Here is a 15,352-nt window from a genome sequence, read left to right as displayed (position 1 = left end):
AATTTCACGAATCGTGTCAGGAAATTCTCCGATTTTGCACACCATTGTATAGAGTCAACACAAGTGAATTCATAGGTTTAACACATTATTGGAGGTGCTTGCTTGCCGGATGATTAAGCTTATGAAAATTTTTCCCTTGTGACAAGAATCGTCCACCAGTCAATTTACATGATTTGCACAAACGTTTACTAAATTCTCTTTTTCCCTATTTCTCATTCCTGTTCGCAGAAGCGTTTTGATCCTCGAGCCTAGCGGAGGTCGTTGAGTGGTACATATATATTGTCACATTTGAATAGGAGGCAGCTCGTCTAACATGGGGAAGAGTCGCATTTTTCACCATTGCAGCGAGGGTTCCAAGCGAGGGAGGTCTTCACTCAAAAATTTCACATCAGTGGAAAACACTTCGTACTGGTTAAGATCAGTCAGAGGAATCAAGCGTATGCGCTTGATTTCGGGTGAGCGAGGCTTCATTCGGCCAGACTCCAAATTCTGTCGCAAAGCCAAGAATCCGTCTTGTGGAACACAGCGAAAATAGAAGTGCAAGCGGTATGGGCCAGGTTCTTCTGGAACATATGGGATCGCATCGATTTTGAGAAGGCTTAACACTGTGATGCCTATGCCGAGTTCTTCCCATATTTCCCGGTCGAGCGCTGATTCAATGACATTGTCAGGTAGGGGAGTTTGGCTTGGTTTGCTTGGATTTCCAGGAGTGGATTCGAGAGAGCCTCCAGGCAGACCCCAAGGATGTTGAGGACGATAACTATGTTCTACCAAAAGCACCTCCGGAGGTGACGTATTCTCATCGATCATGACCGCGATAGCTCCGACAACCCATTTTCTGGCGAGCAGTCCTTTTAGGATTCCCGCCAAACGAGGAGGAAACTGTCGCCACATGAGAAGTGCCATTTGGTGCAGTTTATGATGATGCTCAATAAACCGCGTGAGCCATGTAAGCATTGGCGTTTATCTCCAATAGAGCGTGTGAATTTTTCTCATTATACCCCAATAATCGTTGTGGCTATAGCGCCCATTCGGATTATACATTGCATTAAAATCTAGAAGGCATGTGCCAGAAAGCTCTACTGTTCGCCTGTCCATGTTTTGGAGAAGCTTAAAGAAGGAACACGGTTGCTAGATCAGGACCGGCTTGTACGATCAGCTCACCTACCATTCAGAACAGAATCTATTAGCCCGACATTGATGAGAGAAAGGTTGTGTGGTGACGCAGGTATTATAGCGAATCCATTTAATTTCCAGTTAATGAGGAAAGGTTGCCTCGGCGACGATTGTTGTATGCCTCTCACAGGAATGAAGGGGTATCCACTGGTGAGATCTGTTAGCCTCTGAAGTGTTTATTACAGGTCGCCTCGGCGACGATTGTTGTCTGTCTCTCGCAGGGGTGGAGTGGTTGTCAATGGTGAGAACAATTTGCCTCTGGAGCGTTAATGATAGGTCGTCTAGACTGCGCCTCAAACATCGGCAGGTTATACCCGCGTGGATGTACTAACAATGATTGACGTTTTATCTCACGTAGTGGATATCAAATTGTACAAGTTGGCGCATTACGGTTTCGGTATAACCGAAACGGCTATAAGGGGTTGGTCTTTGAACAGACGAGAAAGGACTCTGTCTGGAGGACAGTCGCTTGACTCTCAAGATAGAGGAGCTGAAATGGAAGCTTCTTCAACTCTACCGTCACCAGTCCTGAAAAGGACTGGTGACGGTTTGACCGAATAAATTGAGTCTTCCAATTATTCCCTTACAATTTTCATAGTTCCTATTTGTACCGTAGCAGGTTGCGCCATTTTTTCGATCATTCTTTGGCCTGATGGACTCTTAGGACCTGTCTTGATAAAGGTGACTCGTACTTCATCTGACCATTGATGATTTTTTTTCAATCTTTTCTCAACTTCGGCCAGTGAAAATTTGAATGATCGTGAGGAAACTTTTGGGGAATCCGTCTTGGCAGGTCCAAAGAAAGACATATTGCCAACGTAATATTCACTCTTATAATTAGGCTCTTCGCCTTCAGGCAAGTTCACATATATTTCATAATGGCCGAGAGGAAGTGCGTCAACTTGCACATCTTCAAGGTCCAGTATGAGATCGCCTTTAACCAACTCATGTGTCTCACCCGCAAGTTGTAAAGTAATCGAGAGAGGTTCATCTTTCAGCTGTATGTCTTTCATATTTTTTTTGGCAAGGACCTTTTGATCAATCTGACGACTAGATGCTTGTTCAACTTGGGAGGGCTGATCATCATACCGATAGTTCAGTTGATCGATGGTATGGATAATCTCAGCACCGGTCAAAGTTACCGTTGCTCCAGTTTCGTCGAAAAATGTAAAGGTCTCATTCAGCCAAGGATCTCCTTGTCCAGACGTGGGGTTTGACCGACCATTTCCTTGAGCGAGCCAGGCTTCCCACAAACGATCAATGTTCGTGTGATGTAGCCAAAAAATCGGATCACGAGCCGCACGTTCAAATGATCCCATCCATCCGCCAATATTGACATGCAGAACATCGTGAGGCGTTCCTTCAAATACACTGTGCGGGCTAAGACCGTGTCCTGGTCCTGATCGTTGACCGCCAAAACTCTGACCGCTGCCTGCAGGCGAGCTAAAGTTTGTCAGGGCAAATGCAACCGAGTGATCGACGGCAGACTCCGGGAGCAATCCCCCGTTGTTCATGATTGAGCTTCTATTTGTAACATAAAGTGGATTGTCACCCGTGTTGGATGGCTGTCGATAGGGCAGTGGGATTTGTCGAGCATTCGGGTTGTTTGTGTCTCCATAATTCCAATATGGAAGTGTCAGATTCGGGTCGCCAGATGCTTGTCGCAATATGCGCTCGAAATAGTACAGATACATTCTGTGCCAAGCGAGAAAATGCCAACTGCCATGCTGACATGAGTTCCATGCCGGTTGGGGAGTTCCGTCTTGAGCAAACGCACCATGAATATTGGCTTGATAGATCCAACTCGTAGGATCAGTATCTGATCGACTTTGCATGACCTCGATCCCTGTGCGAAGGGCATTGAGTTGCTCATCAGAATAGTCTGAAATATTCCGTCGAATCCGCACAGGAGTTGTCGAGACGTCATTAGACGTCAAGGTCACGTCGCACTCTCGATCTCGAAGGTTGACGTAGACACGAGGTGGTGGGGCTTCTCCTCTCGGCCTGGCAAACCAAATTCGGTCAAGAACATTCTGGAGGTTTGCCGCGCAAAATCCATAAATCCGACGATCGGTATTGTCGAGAATATCCAGCCAGGTACGAGAAGAATTAGTATTATTTCCACAGGCTGGCAGCTGTGGCGCCGCGGCAAAAAGTTCTTCTGGATATTCTGAGGCATTCGCGATGCTCATGCGATAGCGTGTGAACTCCCTTCCTCGAACCTCATAATCTTCAGTCCGTTCAAATGTCAGCTGAGGCGAAGGTAAATCAGGAAAACAGGCAGCGAGGGCTTCGAGGATAAAAAAATGGCAGACTACAAAAAATACCACGGCGAATGTGGAGAGATATAAGTACGATTTTTTCATATTTGTCCTCCCTAATATGTAATTGTAGCGCTCATTAGACATAAAAGGGAAACAGAAATAAGTATGCTCGTCTTGGTAAAAAAGACTACTGGGAATAGGAGTTTTTAAAAGCGAGGTGAATGGCAGAATATCTTTTATTAACTAAATCGGACGGAAAGGGGGGAAGGAGCTTTTTATTGACATGTATCTATTTGGTGCGGCTCTTGGGAATGGTGTACATGATTTTCTATCCCGATTCTAAAGTAAAAATTTTAGCAACGAGCCCAATAGGTAAATAAGGAAGTTATCCGATTCGTAAAATATGACGTCTGGTATAGACTCCAATGTAATGTCGTATATGTCTCTGAGGGCAATTTATCATGGTGAGAGGTGTTCAGCAAACTTTTGCCAAGTGGCTGATAGGTTCACTTGAGCGGCTAGCTTGGCAATGGTGTCCAGGTCTTCCTGAATTGGTTGACGAGCACGAAAGATTTGTTGGGCATCAAGAAGATCTTGTGGTCCACCATCGTGAAGCTTTAAGAGTATCAAGACCTGCCAGGAAATAACTGGAATGGTGAATTCAAGAATGGACAATTCGACTGCGTTATCCACAATGATACGGGTCCACTGAGACGGTAACAGGCTTAACTGAATGGGGATGTTGAGATCATTCGTTGAGTATTCAAGTTGGTAGACTCCTCGTAGCGGATCGTCCTGGTCCCCAACATGAAATTCTGCATTGAGGTATTGTGAGAATGCTGTGGGACTCGCTGCCCCTAATGCCAAGGCGAATTCGACACCATGGGCGGCACGCGGAATTCCCCAGGCAGAAACGGCAAACTCTCCAATCAGAGCATACTCTGTCAGAAGTCCCTGGTATTTGGCCTCGTCGAGGCGATGAGCAATGAATGCTAGGGCTTGTCCAAACACGTACGTTGTAACTCAAGGGAGGCATCAGAGAGTTCAAGGGCGCGGAGCAATCGGGCTTCAGCAGCGAGGCGTTGCGCATTCGACAGCTTTTCCTGAGTCTGATGGTCGCCGAATTGACTTGGATGGCGATTAGAGCCAGGGGATGAGGATGAATACTCTGTGGACATAGTTGCATTGTACACGTGCTTTGAATACGAGAAAAGGTCACATGGTACACACCGGCTAAAGACTATATGTTTTTCAGTAATTTCTGGCCTTTGGCCATTTCAACCATGGTTTCAAGGCGGACTAATCGTTTGTCGACATCAATCACATGCCCATTCAGTCGTTCGATGTCACGAGTGAGTCGTTTCACTTCCTCCGTGAGCTTTAACGTGTCGAGTAATAAATCTTTCCAGGCTGCCATTATTCAATCCCTAAAGACTTGAAGGTCTTGCTCAACTTTTTTCGCATCATCTGTGTATCATGAATGGCTTCTTTGAGCTTCGTGGACACCAATCCCATCAATTCAGTATCACCAACTGCGTCAAGTCTTTCAGGATCGTAGGCGTCAATCGCCTCTCTGACGATGGCCGTGGCCGATGTCCCTTTTTTTTTGGCAATCCGATCCAGCTTTATCACGTTTTTGGGGGAAACAAGGTATTGTTTTCGAACCAGCTTGAGTGTTTCGGTAGGCATGGTGTGACCTCCTATATATAATGTGTATCACTATACACATACATACAGCTATGAGCAAGAGTTCTTTTCTATGCTAAAGGTTAGAGGAAGTATGGCAACCGGGCGAAAAGTCGAGAGGTGAAACAGTCAAATACAAGGTGTCCTAGTGTGGAAAGCAAGCCTATGAATCTCTTTTGGTGATGATCATAGTTAGCGGTGCTTTTCTATACTTCCTGAATGCCGAGTTTCCTTGCCGCCTTTTGTAGCGACCCATCGTTTGTCCATAAACCACAACTAGTCAATTGGGCAGAAGCCAAGAGGCTGATATCCACCCATCCTAACCCAGTGCCAAATAGTTTTTGAGACTCTAGAAGGTGAAGCACTTCATGCTGATCGGCGATACGAGCCTCTGGCAGGGTCTGCAGTAGCCCAAGTATTTCGGCACGATTTTTTAACATGCCGCAAGCCAGTTCGCCTACGACGTAAGGATGGAGAAGGATCAGGTTATCTTGTAAAAGCGATGTAAGGCGAGGACTATCAACTCTGAGGTGATGAACCCATACAGATGTATCGACTAGGGTCATCTTTTTGCGGCTGAGCGACGTCGGGGTGGCAAGACGAGTTGTTTTTCAGATCCGCCAAGGTGAGCAAGCCGCAGCGCAGCTTCTTTAGAAATGAGGGCTTCCAATCCCAAGCGAACTAAAGAGGTCTTTTCTGCAATCCCAGTGAGTTTAGCGGCTTTTTCTAGAAGGGCGTCGTCAATGTTTAAGGTTGTTCTCATATGTATGAGTATGCATGATTTATGCATATATGTCAACTCGTAGTGTGATCGTTTTTCTTGCTAACTCTGGCAGGCACTAAGAAAGTTCCGCGGATGCAGTGAGGTTGTTCAAGTAGAGGAGATTCTCTTATATGAAGCAAGTGTTTTGACGTCTATGTATTATTCACACTTAGCCAGTTGCGGAAAAATTTCGTAGGCATCTAATTCAGACGAAAGTGTGTTGCAAAGATAAATTCTATCGAAAGGGATGTCCTGTACCTGTCGACAAGACTGCACGACTTTACTTGTAATTTTTGCAATGCTTTGAAAGTCCGGTGTTGTTATATCTATGAATGGGGTATTGTGGTTGAACGCACTTGGCCCGTAGTGAACAAGTAAATGTATTTGTTGTTCTGAAGAAGTTCCATAGTGATGTATCTTCTTGATGATAATATCCTGAAGAGCTTTCCGAGCTGGCTCTCCAGAGTAGGATCCTGCATTCCCTTTAAATTCAATCCAAGGGATCCAAGGTTTACGAGAAATTCCAGCATTCTCCGAAAGAAACCAGACTTCCTGTAGATATTTTTCAAGAGTTGCGTAACCGGCGAAATTACTACAGTGATAGCCACCTGGTGACTGCCACTGAGGTTCATTTGTCCATTGCAGATCAGTCTTTTTAATTAACGAAAAGAGTTCTTTTCTTAACTTTTCGGAATCGTTCGAAATAAATCGTAACTGATTATTTTTGTGGGTAAGTAATACAAGCTTAATATGAGTCATTGAATTTTTAGGTTGTTCTCCTATTGCTCTTATAACATTACATTTGAAGTTTTCTATTTTTATGCTCTGGGAGATCTGTTCTTCGATGATCCATTCACCTAATTCGAACCCAAACTCTTGACCATCTTGTTTCACGCAAATAATATCTGGATAACTCCCGTCCGCTTCTTGAACGTGCCAATTCTCTATTTGTAAGGCAAGGGTTGGGGACGCCTCAAGAAAGTCCTTAAACGCTTGCCATTCTTTTTCTTTCTGTGAACTTAACATTATTTTTGACCGCGCTAGTGAGGCGAATTTTTTCGATGATGTATTTCAGGATTGAAGATGTGGGTCTTGGCAAGAATTAAAATTCGGTTTTTGGCTAGCTACCGATTGCAACTGACCAATAATGCATGACGATTTCTCTGATCTTTTCAATAAAGACAATTTTAGACTTGCTCTGTATATCTCAAGCTGCGATATATTCACGAATGTCAATTTCGACTCCTGCATGAGCAATGTTTTCGGCTGTTTTGAGTAAATGGGTCGTTGTGTCTTCAGCCACATACTCTTCTCCACAATTGCTGCAGACATCTGATGGTACATTTTTGATAACCAGAGTTATTTCGCTTCTTTGCAGGGTCATTGTCACCCGACCGGACTGAGTTGTTCCATGTTTGCAAATCACGCATTTCATCACTTTGTCCTCCTTCATTTTATTGTTGGCTAATAAATAATGTGGGGCTAGTGATGTGGCTAATTTTCAAAAAATAATAAATGAAATATTGTGCCTGCCTTATATTCGAGGGGAAGTCGTCGCGAATGCTGAATATACAGCAGCAATGTTTGGGTAATACAACAGCAGTCTGGCATCTGAGGTCATCTTCTAAGCGGTAGAGATAATATGTCTCGATGTGTTTACTGAAAGGCCAAATCACGAAGATGGACTACGATACTATGTCCTTTCATTTTTCGAAGCAACGCTTCATCTGCTGTCACACATGGAAATCCTGAGATCTCTGCGAGTGCGACGTACACTGCGTCGTACCATGTCAGTTTGTATGCTGAGGCAACAGCATTCGTTTTTCTGAGGATGGCCTCTGAATGTCGTTCCACCTGCAGATCCAGATCCACAATGGTTTGAAGGACCTCGGATAGTTCTTCTTCTGTGCCTTTTCGCCCGGCCTTTATGGCATTGGGGACCTCCAGTAAAAAAAGTTCAGGAACCATCATTCGTGTGTGACCCTCGATATGACGACCCCGAAGATGTAATGCGGCATCACGATGAGTTTCACCTTCGTGAGTGAACCATTTGACGGCAACTGATGCATCAACCACATACCCTGCATGATACGCCGCGATCACCGATTCGCTCCGGTCCGTTGATCACGGAACTCGCGAATAGTTCCCACTCCATCCCATTTGCCAAATTTTTTTGCTAGATGGTCCATCTTCAAGGCGGCTTGTTCCATCTTTTTCTTTCGAGCAGCCGTTTCTTTCTCTAGACGGCGTTCCTCTAGATACCGCTGCGTCGCCGCTTGAAGCAGTCCACTCCGGCTCATACTTTCCTCTGCTGCTGCTCGATCTAAGTCATTCAGTATTTGATCTGGAATGATGACGTTGACTCTTGCCATGTTGCTCCTTGGTGTGTATATTCTTCTTGTTTTTATACATACTATATGTTGGTTTTTATCTAATTTCAAGTGTGTATACTTAGGCGGATATTTTGTCTGTCAGTAGGTTCAAGTCCCATCTTGTTTCGACTTTACCTTGGTTCATTGAACGTCTACGATACGTCTGGTGTGTGCTTATAAGAGTGCCTCCCCCTCCTGATTGCCGGAATGACAGAGTCTATGCCACTTAATTCCTTTCATCCCATTATTGCTGAGTGGTTTCGGTCGGAGGTTGGTGAGCCGACTGATGTTCAGGTGGCGAGTTGGCCGGTGATTGCCTCCGGGCAGCATACGTTGATTGCGGCACCGACGGGATCGGGGAAAACGCTGGCGGCATTTTTGACATGTATTGATGTCTTATTGAAGCAGGCGCTGGCCTGTGAATTAACCGATCAGACGAAGATTGTTTACGTGTCACCGCTCAAGGCCTTGAGTCATGATGTTCAGAAAAATCTTCAAGAACCGTTAGCGCAGATTACGCAATTCGCATTGTCGGCTGGGTATCTTGTTCCGCCGCTACGAGTTGAAGTGCGAACCGGAGACACACCGGCGTCGGCTCGTCAACGTATGCTGACACATCCTCCTCATATACTGATTACTACACCCGAAACCTTGTACTTGATGCTGACGGCTCGCAAAAGCCGAGAGATTCTTCGGAACGTGAAGACCGTGATTGTGGATGAGATCCACGCGGTCGCGCCGAATAAACGCGGGACGCATTTAACCTTGTCGCTTGAGCGTCTGGCAGCGATTTGTCCAAAGCCTCCTGTGAGAATCGGTCTGTCTGCGACGCAACGGCCGCTGGAATTGATTGCAGACTTTCTTGTGGGCGGCGGAGTCACAGGGAATGGGGCAGGTCGGGGAGGTTCAACCCTTCCATCATGTCAGATTGTTGATGTGGGGCAGAAGCGAAAACTTGATCTTGAGATTGAAGTCCCGCGAGACGAATTAGGCCCCATTGCGACGAACGCCATGTGGGCAGAGATCTATGATCGAATTGCCGAACTCGCACGCGAGCATCGTACGACATTGGTCTTCGTCAACACGCGGCGGTTAGCTGAACGCGTCGCCCATCATCTCGCTGAACGTGTAGGGGAAGAGAAGGTGATGGCGCATCATGGCAGCTTGTCTCGAAAGATTCGGCTTGCTGCAGAAGATCGGTTGAAAACTGGCCAGCTTCAAATCATGGTGGCGACGGCTTCGCTGGAATTAGGAATTGATATCGGTCATGTGGATCTGGTGTGTCAAATCGGATCGCCTCGTGCGATTGCGACCTGCATGCAACGGATCGGGCGGGCAGGGCACTGGGTGGGCGCGACGCCGAAGGGCCGCTTGTTCTGCACAACGCGTGATGATCTTGTCGAATGCGCGGCTGCGGTCCATGCCATTCGTCGCGGTAATTTAGATCCGGTGACCATTCCTTTAGAGCCTGTTGATATTCTCGCGCAACAGATTGTGGCAGAAGTGGCGTCCCAGGAATGGTCGGTGGAGGGTCTGTATCAACTCTGTACGAGGGCCTTTCCTTATCGAAATCTTACGAGAGCGACATTTGATGCGGTGTTGCATATGGTGGCAGAAGGCTATGTGCCGGGACGTCGACGTCAGCAAGCCTATGTCTTTCATGATCGAGTGCAACGACAGATCCGACCGCGGCGAGGCGCGAGGCTCGCCGCGATTACCTCGGGCGGAGCCATTCCTGACACCGCAACCTATGCGGTCATCGCTGAACCGGAAGGCAAAGTTGTCGGGTCGGTCGATGAAGACTTTGCCGTTGAAAGCTTAGCCGGAGACATTATTCTGCTTGGTACGTCGTCGTGGCGTATTCGTGGAATTGAGACGGGAAAAGTGCGAGTTGAAGATGCACATGGGGCACCTCCCAATATTCCCTTTTGGCGAGGTGAGGCTCCTTCCCGTACAGCCGAGCTCTCCAATGAAGTGGCACAGCTTCGAGAGCAGGTGAGTCGTTTACTTGAAGGGCCTGTTCACGACTCCCTTGTCAATGTTCAAGCCTGGCTGAAGGCAGAATGCGGTGTTGATGAAGCTGGAGCTGCGCAGATCCTTGCCTATGTCCAGTCTGGAATCCAAGTTCTCAGAGCAGTGCCGACGCAACAGCTGATTATCGCTGAACGGTTTTTTGATGAAGCGGGTGGTATGCAGTTGGTGATTCATTCGCCCTTTGGAGGGCGATTAAACCGGGCTTGGGGGTTAGCGCTTCGCAAGCGGTTTTGTGTGAATTTTGATTTTGAATTACAAGCCGCGGCAACGGATGAAGGGTTAGTCTTATCGCTTGGAGAGAAGCACAGTTTTCCACTCGATGCCATTTTTTCCTTTCTCCATTCCAAAACCGTGCGCGATGTGCTGATTCAAGCGCTCTTGGCTTCACCGCTGTTTGTCACGCGTTGGCGTTGGAATATTTCACGGTCTTTGGCGTTGCTGCGTTTTCAAAAAGGCAAAAAAGTTCCCCTTCACCTTCAGCGAATGCGTGCAGAAGATTTGCTTGGTGCCGCATTCCCGATGGCGACGGCTTGTCAGGATAATCATGTAGGCGATGTGCCCATTCCTGATCACCCATTAGTCCAAGAGACGGTTCGTGATTGTCTGACGGAAGCCATGGATATCGACGGGTTGATTCAACTTCTTCAGCGACTGGAGTCCGGTGAGGTGAAATGTTTGGCTGTTGAGTCGCCAGCGCCATCGCCTTTTGCTCATGAAATTCTGAATGCGAATCCCTACGCGTTTCTGGATGATGCGCCGCTAGAAGAACGTCGAGCGCGAGCCGTCAATCTTCGCCAAGTGCTTCCCGGCGATATGGGGGGAGAGCTCGGTGCGCTAGATCCTGCAGCCATTTCTGCCGTGATTGAAGAGGCGTGGCCGAAAGTTCGTGATGCTGACGAACTTCATGAAGTACTTCATCTTTTGGTTTGGGTCCCTGAGGAACTCGGTAAGCCATGGCAAGACTTTCTTCCTGAGCTTCTTAAGTCAAAGCGCGCCATCGTCATAGAAGTGCGTCAGGCAGATAATGGAAAAGTCGATACGGTTCGTGGGTGGGTAACGACGGAGCAATTCCCAATCATTCAAAAGCTGTATTCATCTGTTGAGGTTGTGGCTCCGGAGCAATTGGAATTCCTCCCTGTTGTTGAGGCCCCGGCAATAGAAGCGGAAACTGTCTTGCCACTTGTCGTGCAGGGTTGGATGGAAAGTTGTGGTCCTGTCACTGTTGATGAACTTTCGAGTGCCTTGTATTTACCAGGGCAAGCGATAAGCCAGGCTTTACTGCATTTAGAAGGGCAGGGGCAAGTCTTGCGCGGGCAATACCGTCCCGCTTCAACTCCCTCTCCATTTTTTCATGCACCCTCTCCCTATAAGGAAGATGGCTGGGGTGAGAATGGCGGAAGCAATTTTGAAGAAAGCCCACTGGACAAATGGGGGAAATCTGAAGTTAAAGTAAAACTTGAAGAATGGTGTGATCGACGATTACTTGCCAGAATTCATCGACGAACAGTCAGTTCATTACGTCGGGAGACCGAACCTGTTGCCGCAGCAGACTTCATGCGTTTTCTTTTTCGTTGGCAACATCGTGCGCCGGGTTCGCAATTACATGGTGAGGCCGGGTTGCGGGAGGTCATCACGCAATTAGCCGGTTTTGAGACCGCCGCATCGGCGTGGGAATCTTCACTCCTGAAAGAACGTGTCTCTAATTATAGGCCCGAACTCTTGGATATGCTCTGTCTGCGAGGGACGGTCGCTTGGGGAAGGCTCACTCCTCCGTATAAGGAACCACGCGTTTCCTCGGGAAAGGTGGAGAAATGCAAAGAAGCGTTTTTTCAGATTGAAGAGTTACCGCCATCCTCCCGTCGTCGGATTAATCCGACGAGCCTGGCTCCGATCAGTTTCTTTTTGCGGGAAAATTCCCCGTGGCATATGATGCTGAGCCGACAAAAAGAAAAGGATATGACGATGGGGATTCGCCAGGTATTGAGTGGCGTTGCACAGGATGTCCTTCAATCTCTCGAAGGCAGAGGTGCGAGCTTTTTCGCTGACTTGACGGGGAGCACGGGGCATCTTGCTTCTGAGGTAGAGCAGGCGCTCTGGGAATTAGTTGCGGCGGGACTTGTTACTGCTGATGGGTTTGATAATCTCCGTGCTTTGATCAACCCCAAGCGTCGGAATGCAGCGGGCAGGGAACGTGCGCGTCGTCCTCGTCATAGTGCCGGCCGATGGGATTTATTGCAAAAGCCCTACCATGGAGACAGTGACGAGCCATTCACGACCTCACAGCTTCATGAGAAATGGGCCAGGCAGTTACTGGCTCGATATGGAATTGTGTTTCGTGATCTCTTGAAGCGCGAGTTGCTTTCGGTGACGTGGCGTGAGCTGTTGACGCAGTACCGTCGAATGGAGTGGCGCGGAGAGATTCGCGGAGGACGCTTCGTGAATGGTTTTACCGGAGAGCAGTATGCCTTGCCGGAAGCGGTTGAATCACTTCGTGCTGTTCGACGCGACACTCAATCGGATACGCAAGACATGCGAATCTCCGCTGCCGATCCGCTGAATCTTGTGGGTATCATTCTGCCAGGAGAGCGTGTCGCCGCCAATTCCTCAAAGATCATTCTTTTCCGTCAGGGTGTACCTGTTTCTGAACCTTCATTAGTCGTGGCCTTGGCCTAATATCTTCTCAACGAACCTCCTTCATCCGGATCATACGGAATATATGGTTCTAGCCAGACAGCTTTACCATTCTGAATACATGAACTTTCTTGTGTCTGAACCTTTGCATGACCGTGCGGAAATTTTTGAGCTTGGCGTCAAACGACTCGGTTGATGAGTTGGTACGACGCGTGAGGAAGTAATTCTAGATCGTCGGGTCATGTCTTCGGATGGACACGGTCGCCGGTAGGAAGGTGCCCATCGTCGTTTTCTCGTCCTTGTGGTCCCACGCTCGAAGTTTCTCTCCGGTTTTAGGAGGGCTGGTGCTGGGCTCATCAGCTGTTTTGTGGCATTTATAATGATTCAGTCTGTTCTTCCAGCTTCTCATGGCGTCGCTTCTGCAGTTCGTGTACGCAACCCAGTCAAGCAGGCCTTAGGGGGAAAATCATTTCGAACAATTCTTTCTTCCCAATCGTGTGGACATTATATTGCTCAAGGGCATTAACGAAAATTTCTTTTTCGATATAGAGTGAATTTTGCGATGTTGCTCGTCGTCTGGAATGATTTTATCGCATTACCATCATTATATATTTTTGTTTTAGAACCCCTTTTCTTTTCCTTGTCCAGTATTTGGGCTTTCTGCCGAAAAGATCTGTAGGATTGTTTTAACTATATCTATCTATGAGGAAAGAACTCAAATAAGCTCTTTTATTCTGTAATAAGGCCCCTTCTTGATAAAGGCAAACCCATCGTGAGGTGGGGACGCAAAACCACGGATCAAGAGAAACTCTTGATGGCTGGGTTACCTAAGGAAGGGAAAAGCGGGAGGAATGGGGCCATTTTCGCGACAGGAGGAGGCCCATGCCAAACGTTTATTCAAGTCCTTTTATTCACAAGACTCTGGTCGTACTCGGTCTGGCGTGCTGTCTCTTTCTTAACCCAACAGCTGTTCAATCTGCCAACATCATTCAGTCTACCGCCACAGATTCTGTAAAGGTCCAATGGACCGCTAATTCCGAATCTGATTTAGCTGGATACATAGTTTATCAGGGGACCACGTCCGGTTCGTATAGCATTTACTTTGACGTTGGGAATACTACGGTTTATGAACCACAAAGTCTTGAGGCTGGTCTCACGTATTATTTTGCAGTAACCGCCTATGATGCTGATGGCAATGAAAGCTCCCCCTCCACTGAAGTAAGTGTGCAAGTTCTAGCGCCAACAATTCCTACCCTTTCCTTCCCAGAGCTCACGAGTCCCGCTCCCGGTGCGACGTTAAGGAGTGCGAGAGAGACCTTTTCCTGGACGGCGAATACTGTCAGCGTCACCGAGTGGTGGTTATATGTTGGGACGAGTAAGGGAGCGCTGGATATCTATGATAGTGGGTATTTAGGAATGACGAGTAGCAGCACCGTCAAGGAGTTACCCACGGACGGCTCCACGCTGTATGTGCGGCTCTGGTACAAGGAGGGCGGTCGTTGGAAATTTATCGATACCACCTACACCGCTCACACGGGCACTATCCTCCCAGAGCTCACGAGTCCCGCTCCCGGTGCGACGTTAAGGAGTGCGAGAGAGACCTTTTCCTGGACGGCGAATACTGTCAGCGTCACCGAGTGGTGGTTATATGTTGGGACGAGTAAGGGAGCGCTGGATATCTATGATAGTGGGTATTTAGGAATGACGAGTAGCAGCACCGTCAAGGAGTTACCCACGGACGGCTCCACGCTGTATGTGCGGCTCTGGTACAAGGAGGGCGGTCGTTGGAAATTTATCGATACCACCTACACCGCTCACACGGGCACTATCCTCCCAGAGCTCACGAGTCCCGCTCCCGGTGCGACGTTAAGGAGTGCGAGAGAGACCTTTTCCTGGACGGCGAATACTGTCAGCGTCACCGAGTGGTGGTTATATGTTGGGACGAGTAAGGGAGCGCTGGATATCTATGATAGTGGGTATTTAGGAATGACGAGTAGCAGCACCGTCAAGGAGTTACCCACGGACGGCTCCACGCTGTATGTGCGGCTCTGGTACAAGGAAGGCGGGAGTTGGAAATTTATCGATACCACCTATACCGCTCAAGCAGGTTCCGCCCTCCCTTCATAATCCCGTCTGCTCCCTTGGGCATTATTAGGGGTAGGGGGTTGGCTAATTGACAAGATGAGTGCTAAAGCCCCAGCTGTCGCAGTTATCGCTTTGATAATCAGTTACCCCTAAAGTTGTGGCTAGTGTCGAAAGCGGATAGCTGCTTGCTCTGTCTGCTGTTTTTCCAATTACTCTGGGTGAGATCAACAATTGTGATACCCCTCGCCATGGTGCTTCATCGTTCTCGAACGATAAATCCTATATGATCCCTTCATCCTCTAGCAGTTAATTAGGGAACATCGCGTTACGGATTCTGCTTT

14 protein-coding genes and 1 riboswitch are annotated in these 15,352 nt (G+C 47.8%); of the genes, 2 read left to right on the top strand and 12 right to left on the bottom strand.

Going from position 1 to position 15,352, the window contains the following annotated elements; all coding sequences use genetic code 11:
* Nucleotides 1–333: 333 nt before the first annotated feature.
* The 11 genes from ACWQXP_RS07800 to ACWQXP_RS07750 form a co-directional block, all read right to left on the bottom strand.
* Nucleotides 334–957, bottom strand: coding sequence for an NUDIX hydrolase (locus ACWQXP_RS07800; protein WP_454062261.1), 624 nt, complete (start codon nt 955–957; stop codon nt 334–336).
* A 794-nt stretch (nt 958–1,751) separates the two neighbouring features.
* Nucleotides 1,752–3,542, bottom strand: coding sequence for a tyrosinase family protein (locus ACWQXP_RS07795; RefSeq protein ID WP_454062260.1), 1,791 nt, complete (start codon nt 3,540–3,542; stop codon nt 1,752–1,754).
* 357 nt (nt 3,543–3,899) lie between these two features.
* A complete protein-coding gene (locus ACWQXP_RS07790) occupies nt 3,900–4,451 on the bottom strand; it encodes a hypothetical protein (RefSeq protein WP_454062259.1) in 552 nt (183 codons plus the stop codon).
* Nucleotides 4,452–4,680: 229 nt separating this feature from the next.
* Nucleotides 4,681–4,857 (bottom strand): hypothetical protein, encoded by a 177-nt coding sequence (locus tag ACWQXP_RS07785; RefSeq protein ID WP_454062258.1) that lies wholly within the window; start codon nt 4,855–4,857, stop codon nt 4,681–4,683.
* Nucleotides 4,857–5,129 (bottom strand): hypothetical protein, encoded by a 273-nt coding sequence (locus tag ACWQXP_RS07780; protein ID WP_454062257.1) that lies wholly within the window; start codon nt 5,127–5,129, stop codon nt 4,857–4,859. The genes ACWQXP_RS07785 and ACWQXP_RS07780 overlap by 1 nt, the downstream gene beginning before the upstream one ends.
* A gap of 203 nt (nt 5,130–5,332) precedes the next feature.
* On the bottom strand, nt 5,333–5,692 hold the full coding sequence (locus ACWQXP_RS07775; protein WP_454062256.1) for a type II toxin-antitoxin system VapC family toxin: 360 nt from the start codon (nt 5,690–5,692) through the stop codon (nt 5,333–5,335).
* A complete protein-coding gene (locus ACWQXP_RS07770) occupies nt 5,689–5,889 on the bottom strand; it encodes a type II toxin-antitoxin system VapB family antitoxin (RefSeq protein WP_454062255.1) in 201 nt (66 codons plus the stop codon). The genes ACWQXP_RS07775 and ACWQXP_RS07770 overlap by 4 nt, the downstream gene beginning before the upstream one ends.
* A 159-nt stretch (nt 5,890–6,048) precedes the next feature.
* Nucleotides 6,049–6,915, bottom strand: a complete 867-nt coding sequence (locus ACWQXP_RS07765; RefSeq protein WP_454062254.1) for a hypothetical protein — start codon at nt 6,913–6,915, stop codon at nt 6,049–6,051.
* A 181-nt stretch (nt 6,916–7,096) separates the two neighbouring features.
* Nucleotides 7,097–7,324: a type II toxin-antitoxin system MqsA family antitoxin gene (locus tag ACWQXP_RS07760; RefSeq protein ID WP_454062253.1), complete on the bottom strand. Its 228-nt coding sequence runs from the start codon at nt 7,322–7,324 to the stop codon at nt 7,097–7,099.
* Nucleotides 7,325–7,545: 221 nt separating this feature from the next.
* Nucleotides 7,546–7,992, bottom strand: a complete 447-nt coding sequence (locus tag ACWQXP_RS07755) for a type II toxin-antitoxin system VapC family toxin (RefSeq protein ID WP_454062252.1) — start codon at nt 7,990–7,992, stop codon at nt 7,546–7,548.
* On the bottom strand, nt 7,989–8,261 hold the full coding sequence (locus ACWQXP_RS07750; RefSeq protein ID WP_454062251.1) for a ribbon-helix-helix domain-containing protein: 273 nt from the start codon (nt 8,259–8,261) through the stop codon (nt 7,989–7,991). The genes ACWQXP_RS07755 and ACWQXP_RS07750 overlap by 4 nt, the downstream gene beginning before the upstream one ends.
* 219 nt (nt 8,262–8,480) lie before the next feature.
* On the opposite strand from ACWQXP_RS07750, the gene ACWQXP_RS07745 reads away from it, so the two are divergent.
* Nucleotides 8,481–12,968 (top strand): DEAD/DEAH box helicase, encoded by a 4,488-nt coding sequence (locus ACWQXP_RS07745; protein WP_454062250.1) that lies wholly within the window; start codon nt 8,481–8,483, stop codon nt 12,966–12,968.
* A gap of 184 nt (nt 12,969–13,152) precedes the next feature.
* Here the strand turns inward: ACWQXP_RS07745 and ACWQXP_RS07740 are convergent, their stop codons facing one another.
* Nucleotides 13,153–13,335 carry a hypothetical protein gene (locus tag ACWQXP_RS07740; RefSeq protein ID WP_454062249.1) on the bottom strand — a complete coding sequence of 61 codons (183 nt, stop codon included), beginning with the start codon at nt 13,333–13,335 and terminating at the stop codon, nt 13,153–13,155.
* Between the two features lie 341 nt (nt 13,336–13,676).
* A riboswitch (cyclic di-GMP riboswitch) is annotated at nt 13,677–13,757 on the top strand.
* Between the two features lie 51 nt (nt 13,758–13,808).
* On the opposite strand from ACWQXP_RS07740, the gene ACWQXP_RS07735 reads away from it, so the two are divergent.
* Nucleotides 13,809–15,053 (top strand): fibronectin type III domain-containing protein, encoded by a 1,245-nt coding sequence (locus tag ACWQXP_RS07735; RefSeq protein WP_454062248.1) that lies wholly within the window; start codon nt 13,809–13,811, stop codon nt 15,051–15,053.
* Nucleotides 15,054–15,352: the final 299 nt, after the last annotated feature.

This window comes from Candidatus Nitrospira salsa (assembly GCF_965152625.1).
The sequence above is the reverse complement of the archived record's forward strand: the minus strand, read 5'-3'. Positions and strand labels throughout refer to the sequence as shown.

What these genes read in the sequence shown, in the direction of transcription:
- ACWQXP_RS07780 (WP_454062257.1), bottom strand. Translation starts at nt 5,129, where the DNA reads ATGCCTACCGAAACACTCAAGCTGGTTCGAAAACAATACCTTGTTTCC.
- ACWQXP_RS07765 (WP_454062254.1), bottom strand. Translation starts at nt 6,915, where the DNA reads ATGTTAAGTTCACAGAAAGAAAAAGAATGGCAAGCGTTTAAGGACTTT.
- ACWQXP_RS07750 (WP_454062251.1), bottom strand. Translation starts at nt 8,261, where the DNA reads ATGGCAAGAGTCAACGTCATCATTCCAGATCAAATACTGAATGACTTA.
- ACWQXP_RS07735 (WP_454062248.1), top strand. Translation starts at nt 13,809, where the DNA reads ATGCCAAACGTTTATTCAAGTCCTTTTATTCACAAGACTCTGGTCGTA.
- ACWQXP_RS07795 (WP_454062260.1), bottom strand. Translation starts at nt 3,542, where the DNA reads ATGAAAAAATCGTACTTATATCTCTCCACATTCGCCGTGGTATTTTTT.
- ACWQXP_RS07775 (WP_454062256.1), bottom strand. Translation starts at nt 5,692, where the DNA reads ATGACCCTAGTCGATACATCTGTATGGGTTCATCACCTCAGAGTTGAT.
- ACWQXP_RS07760 (WP_454062253.1), bottom strand. Translation starts at nt 7,324, where the DNA reads ATGAAATGCGTGATTTGCAAACATGGAACAACTCAGTCCGGTCGGGTG.
- ACWQXP_RS07770 (WP_454062255.1), bottom strand. Translation starts at nt 5,889, where the DNA reads ATGAGAACAACCTTAAACATTGACGACGCCCTTCTAGAAAAAGCCGCT.
- ACWQXP_RS07740 (WP_454062249.1), bottom strand. Translation starts at nt 13,335, where the DNA reads ATGAGAAGCTGGAAGAACAGACTGAATCATTATAAATGCCACAAAACA.
- ACWQXP_RS07800 (WP_454062261.1), bottom strand. Translation starts at nt 957, where the DNA reads ATGCTTACATGGCTCACGCGGTTTATTGAGCATCATCATAAACTGCAC.
- ACWQXP_RS07785 (WP_454062258.1), bottom strand. Translation starts at nt 4,857, where the DNA reads ATGGCAGCCTGGAAAGATTTATTACTCGACACGTTAAAGCTCACGGAG.
- ACWQXP_RS07745 (WP_454062250.1), top strand. Translation starts at nt 8,481, where the DNA reads ATGCCACTTAATTCCTTTCATCCCATTATTGCTGAGTGGTTTCGGTCG.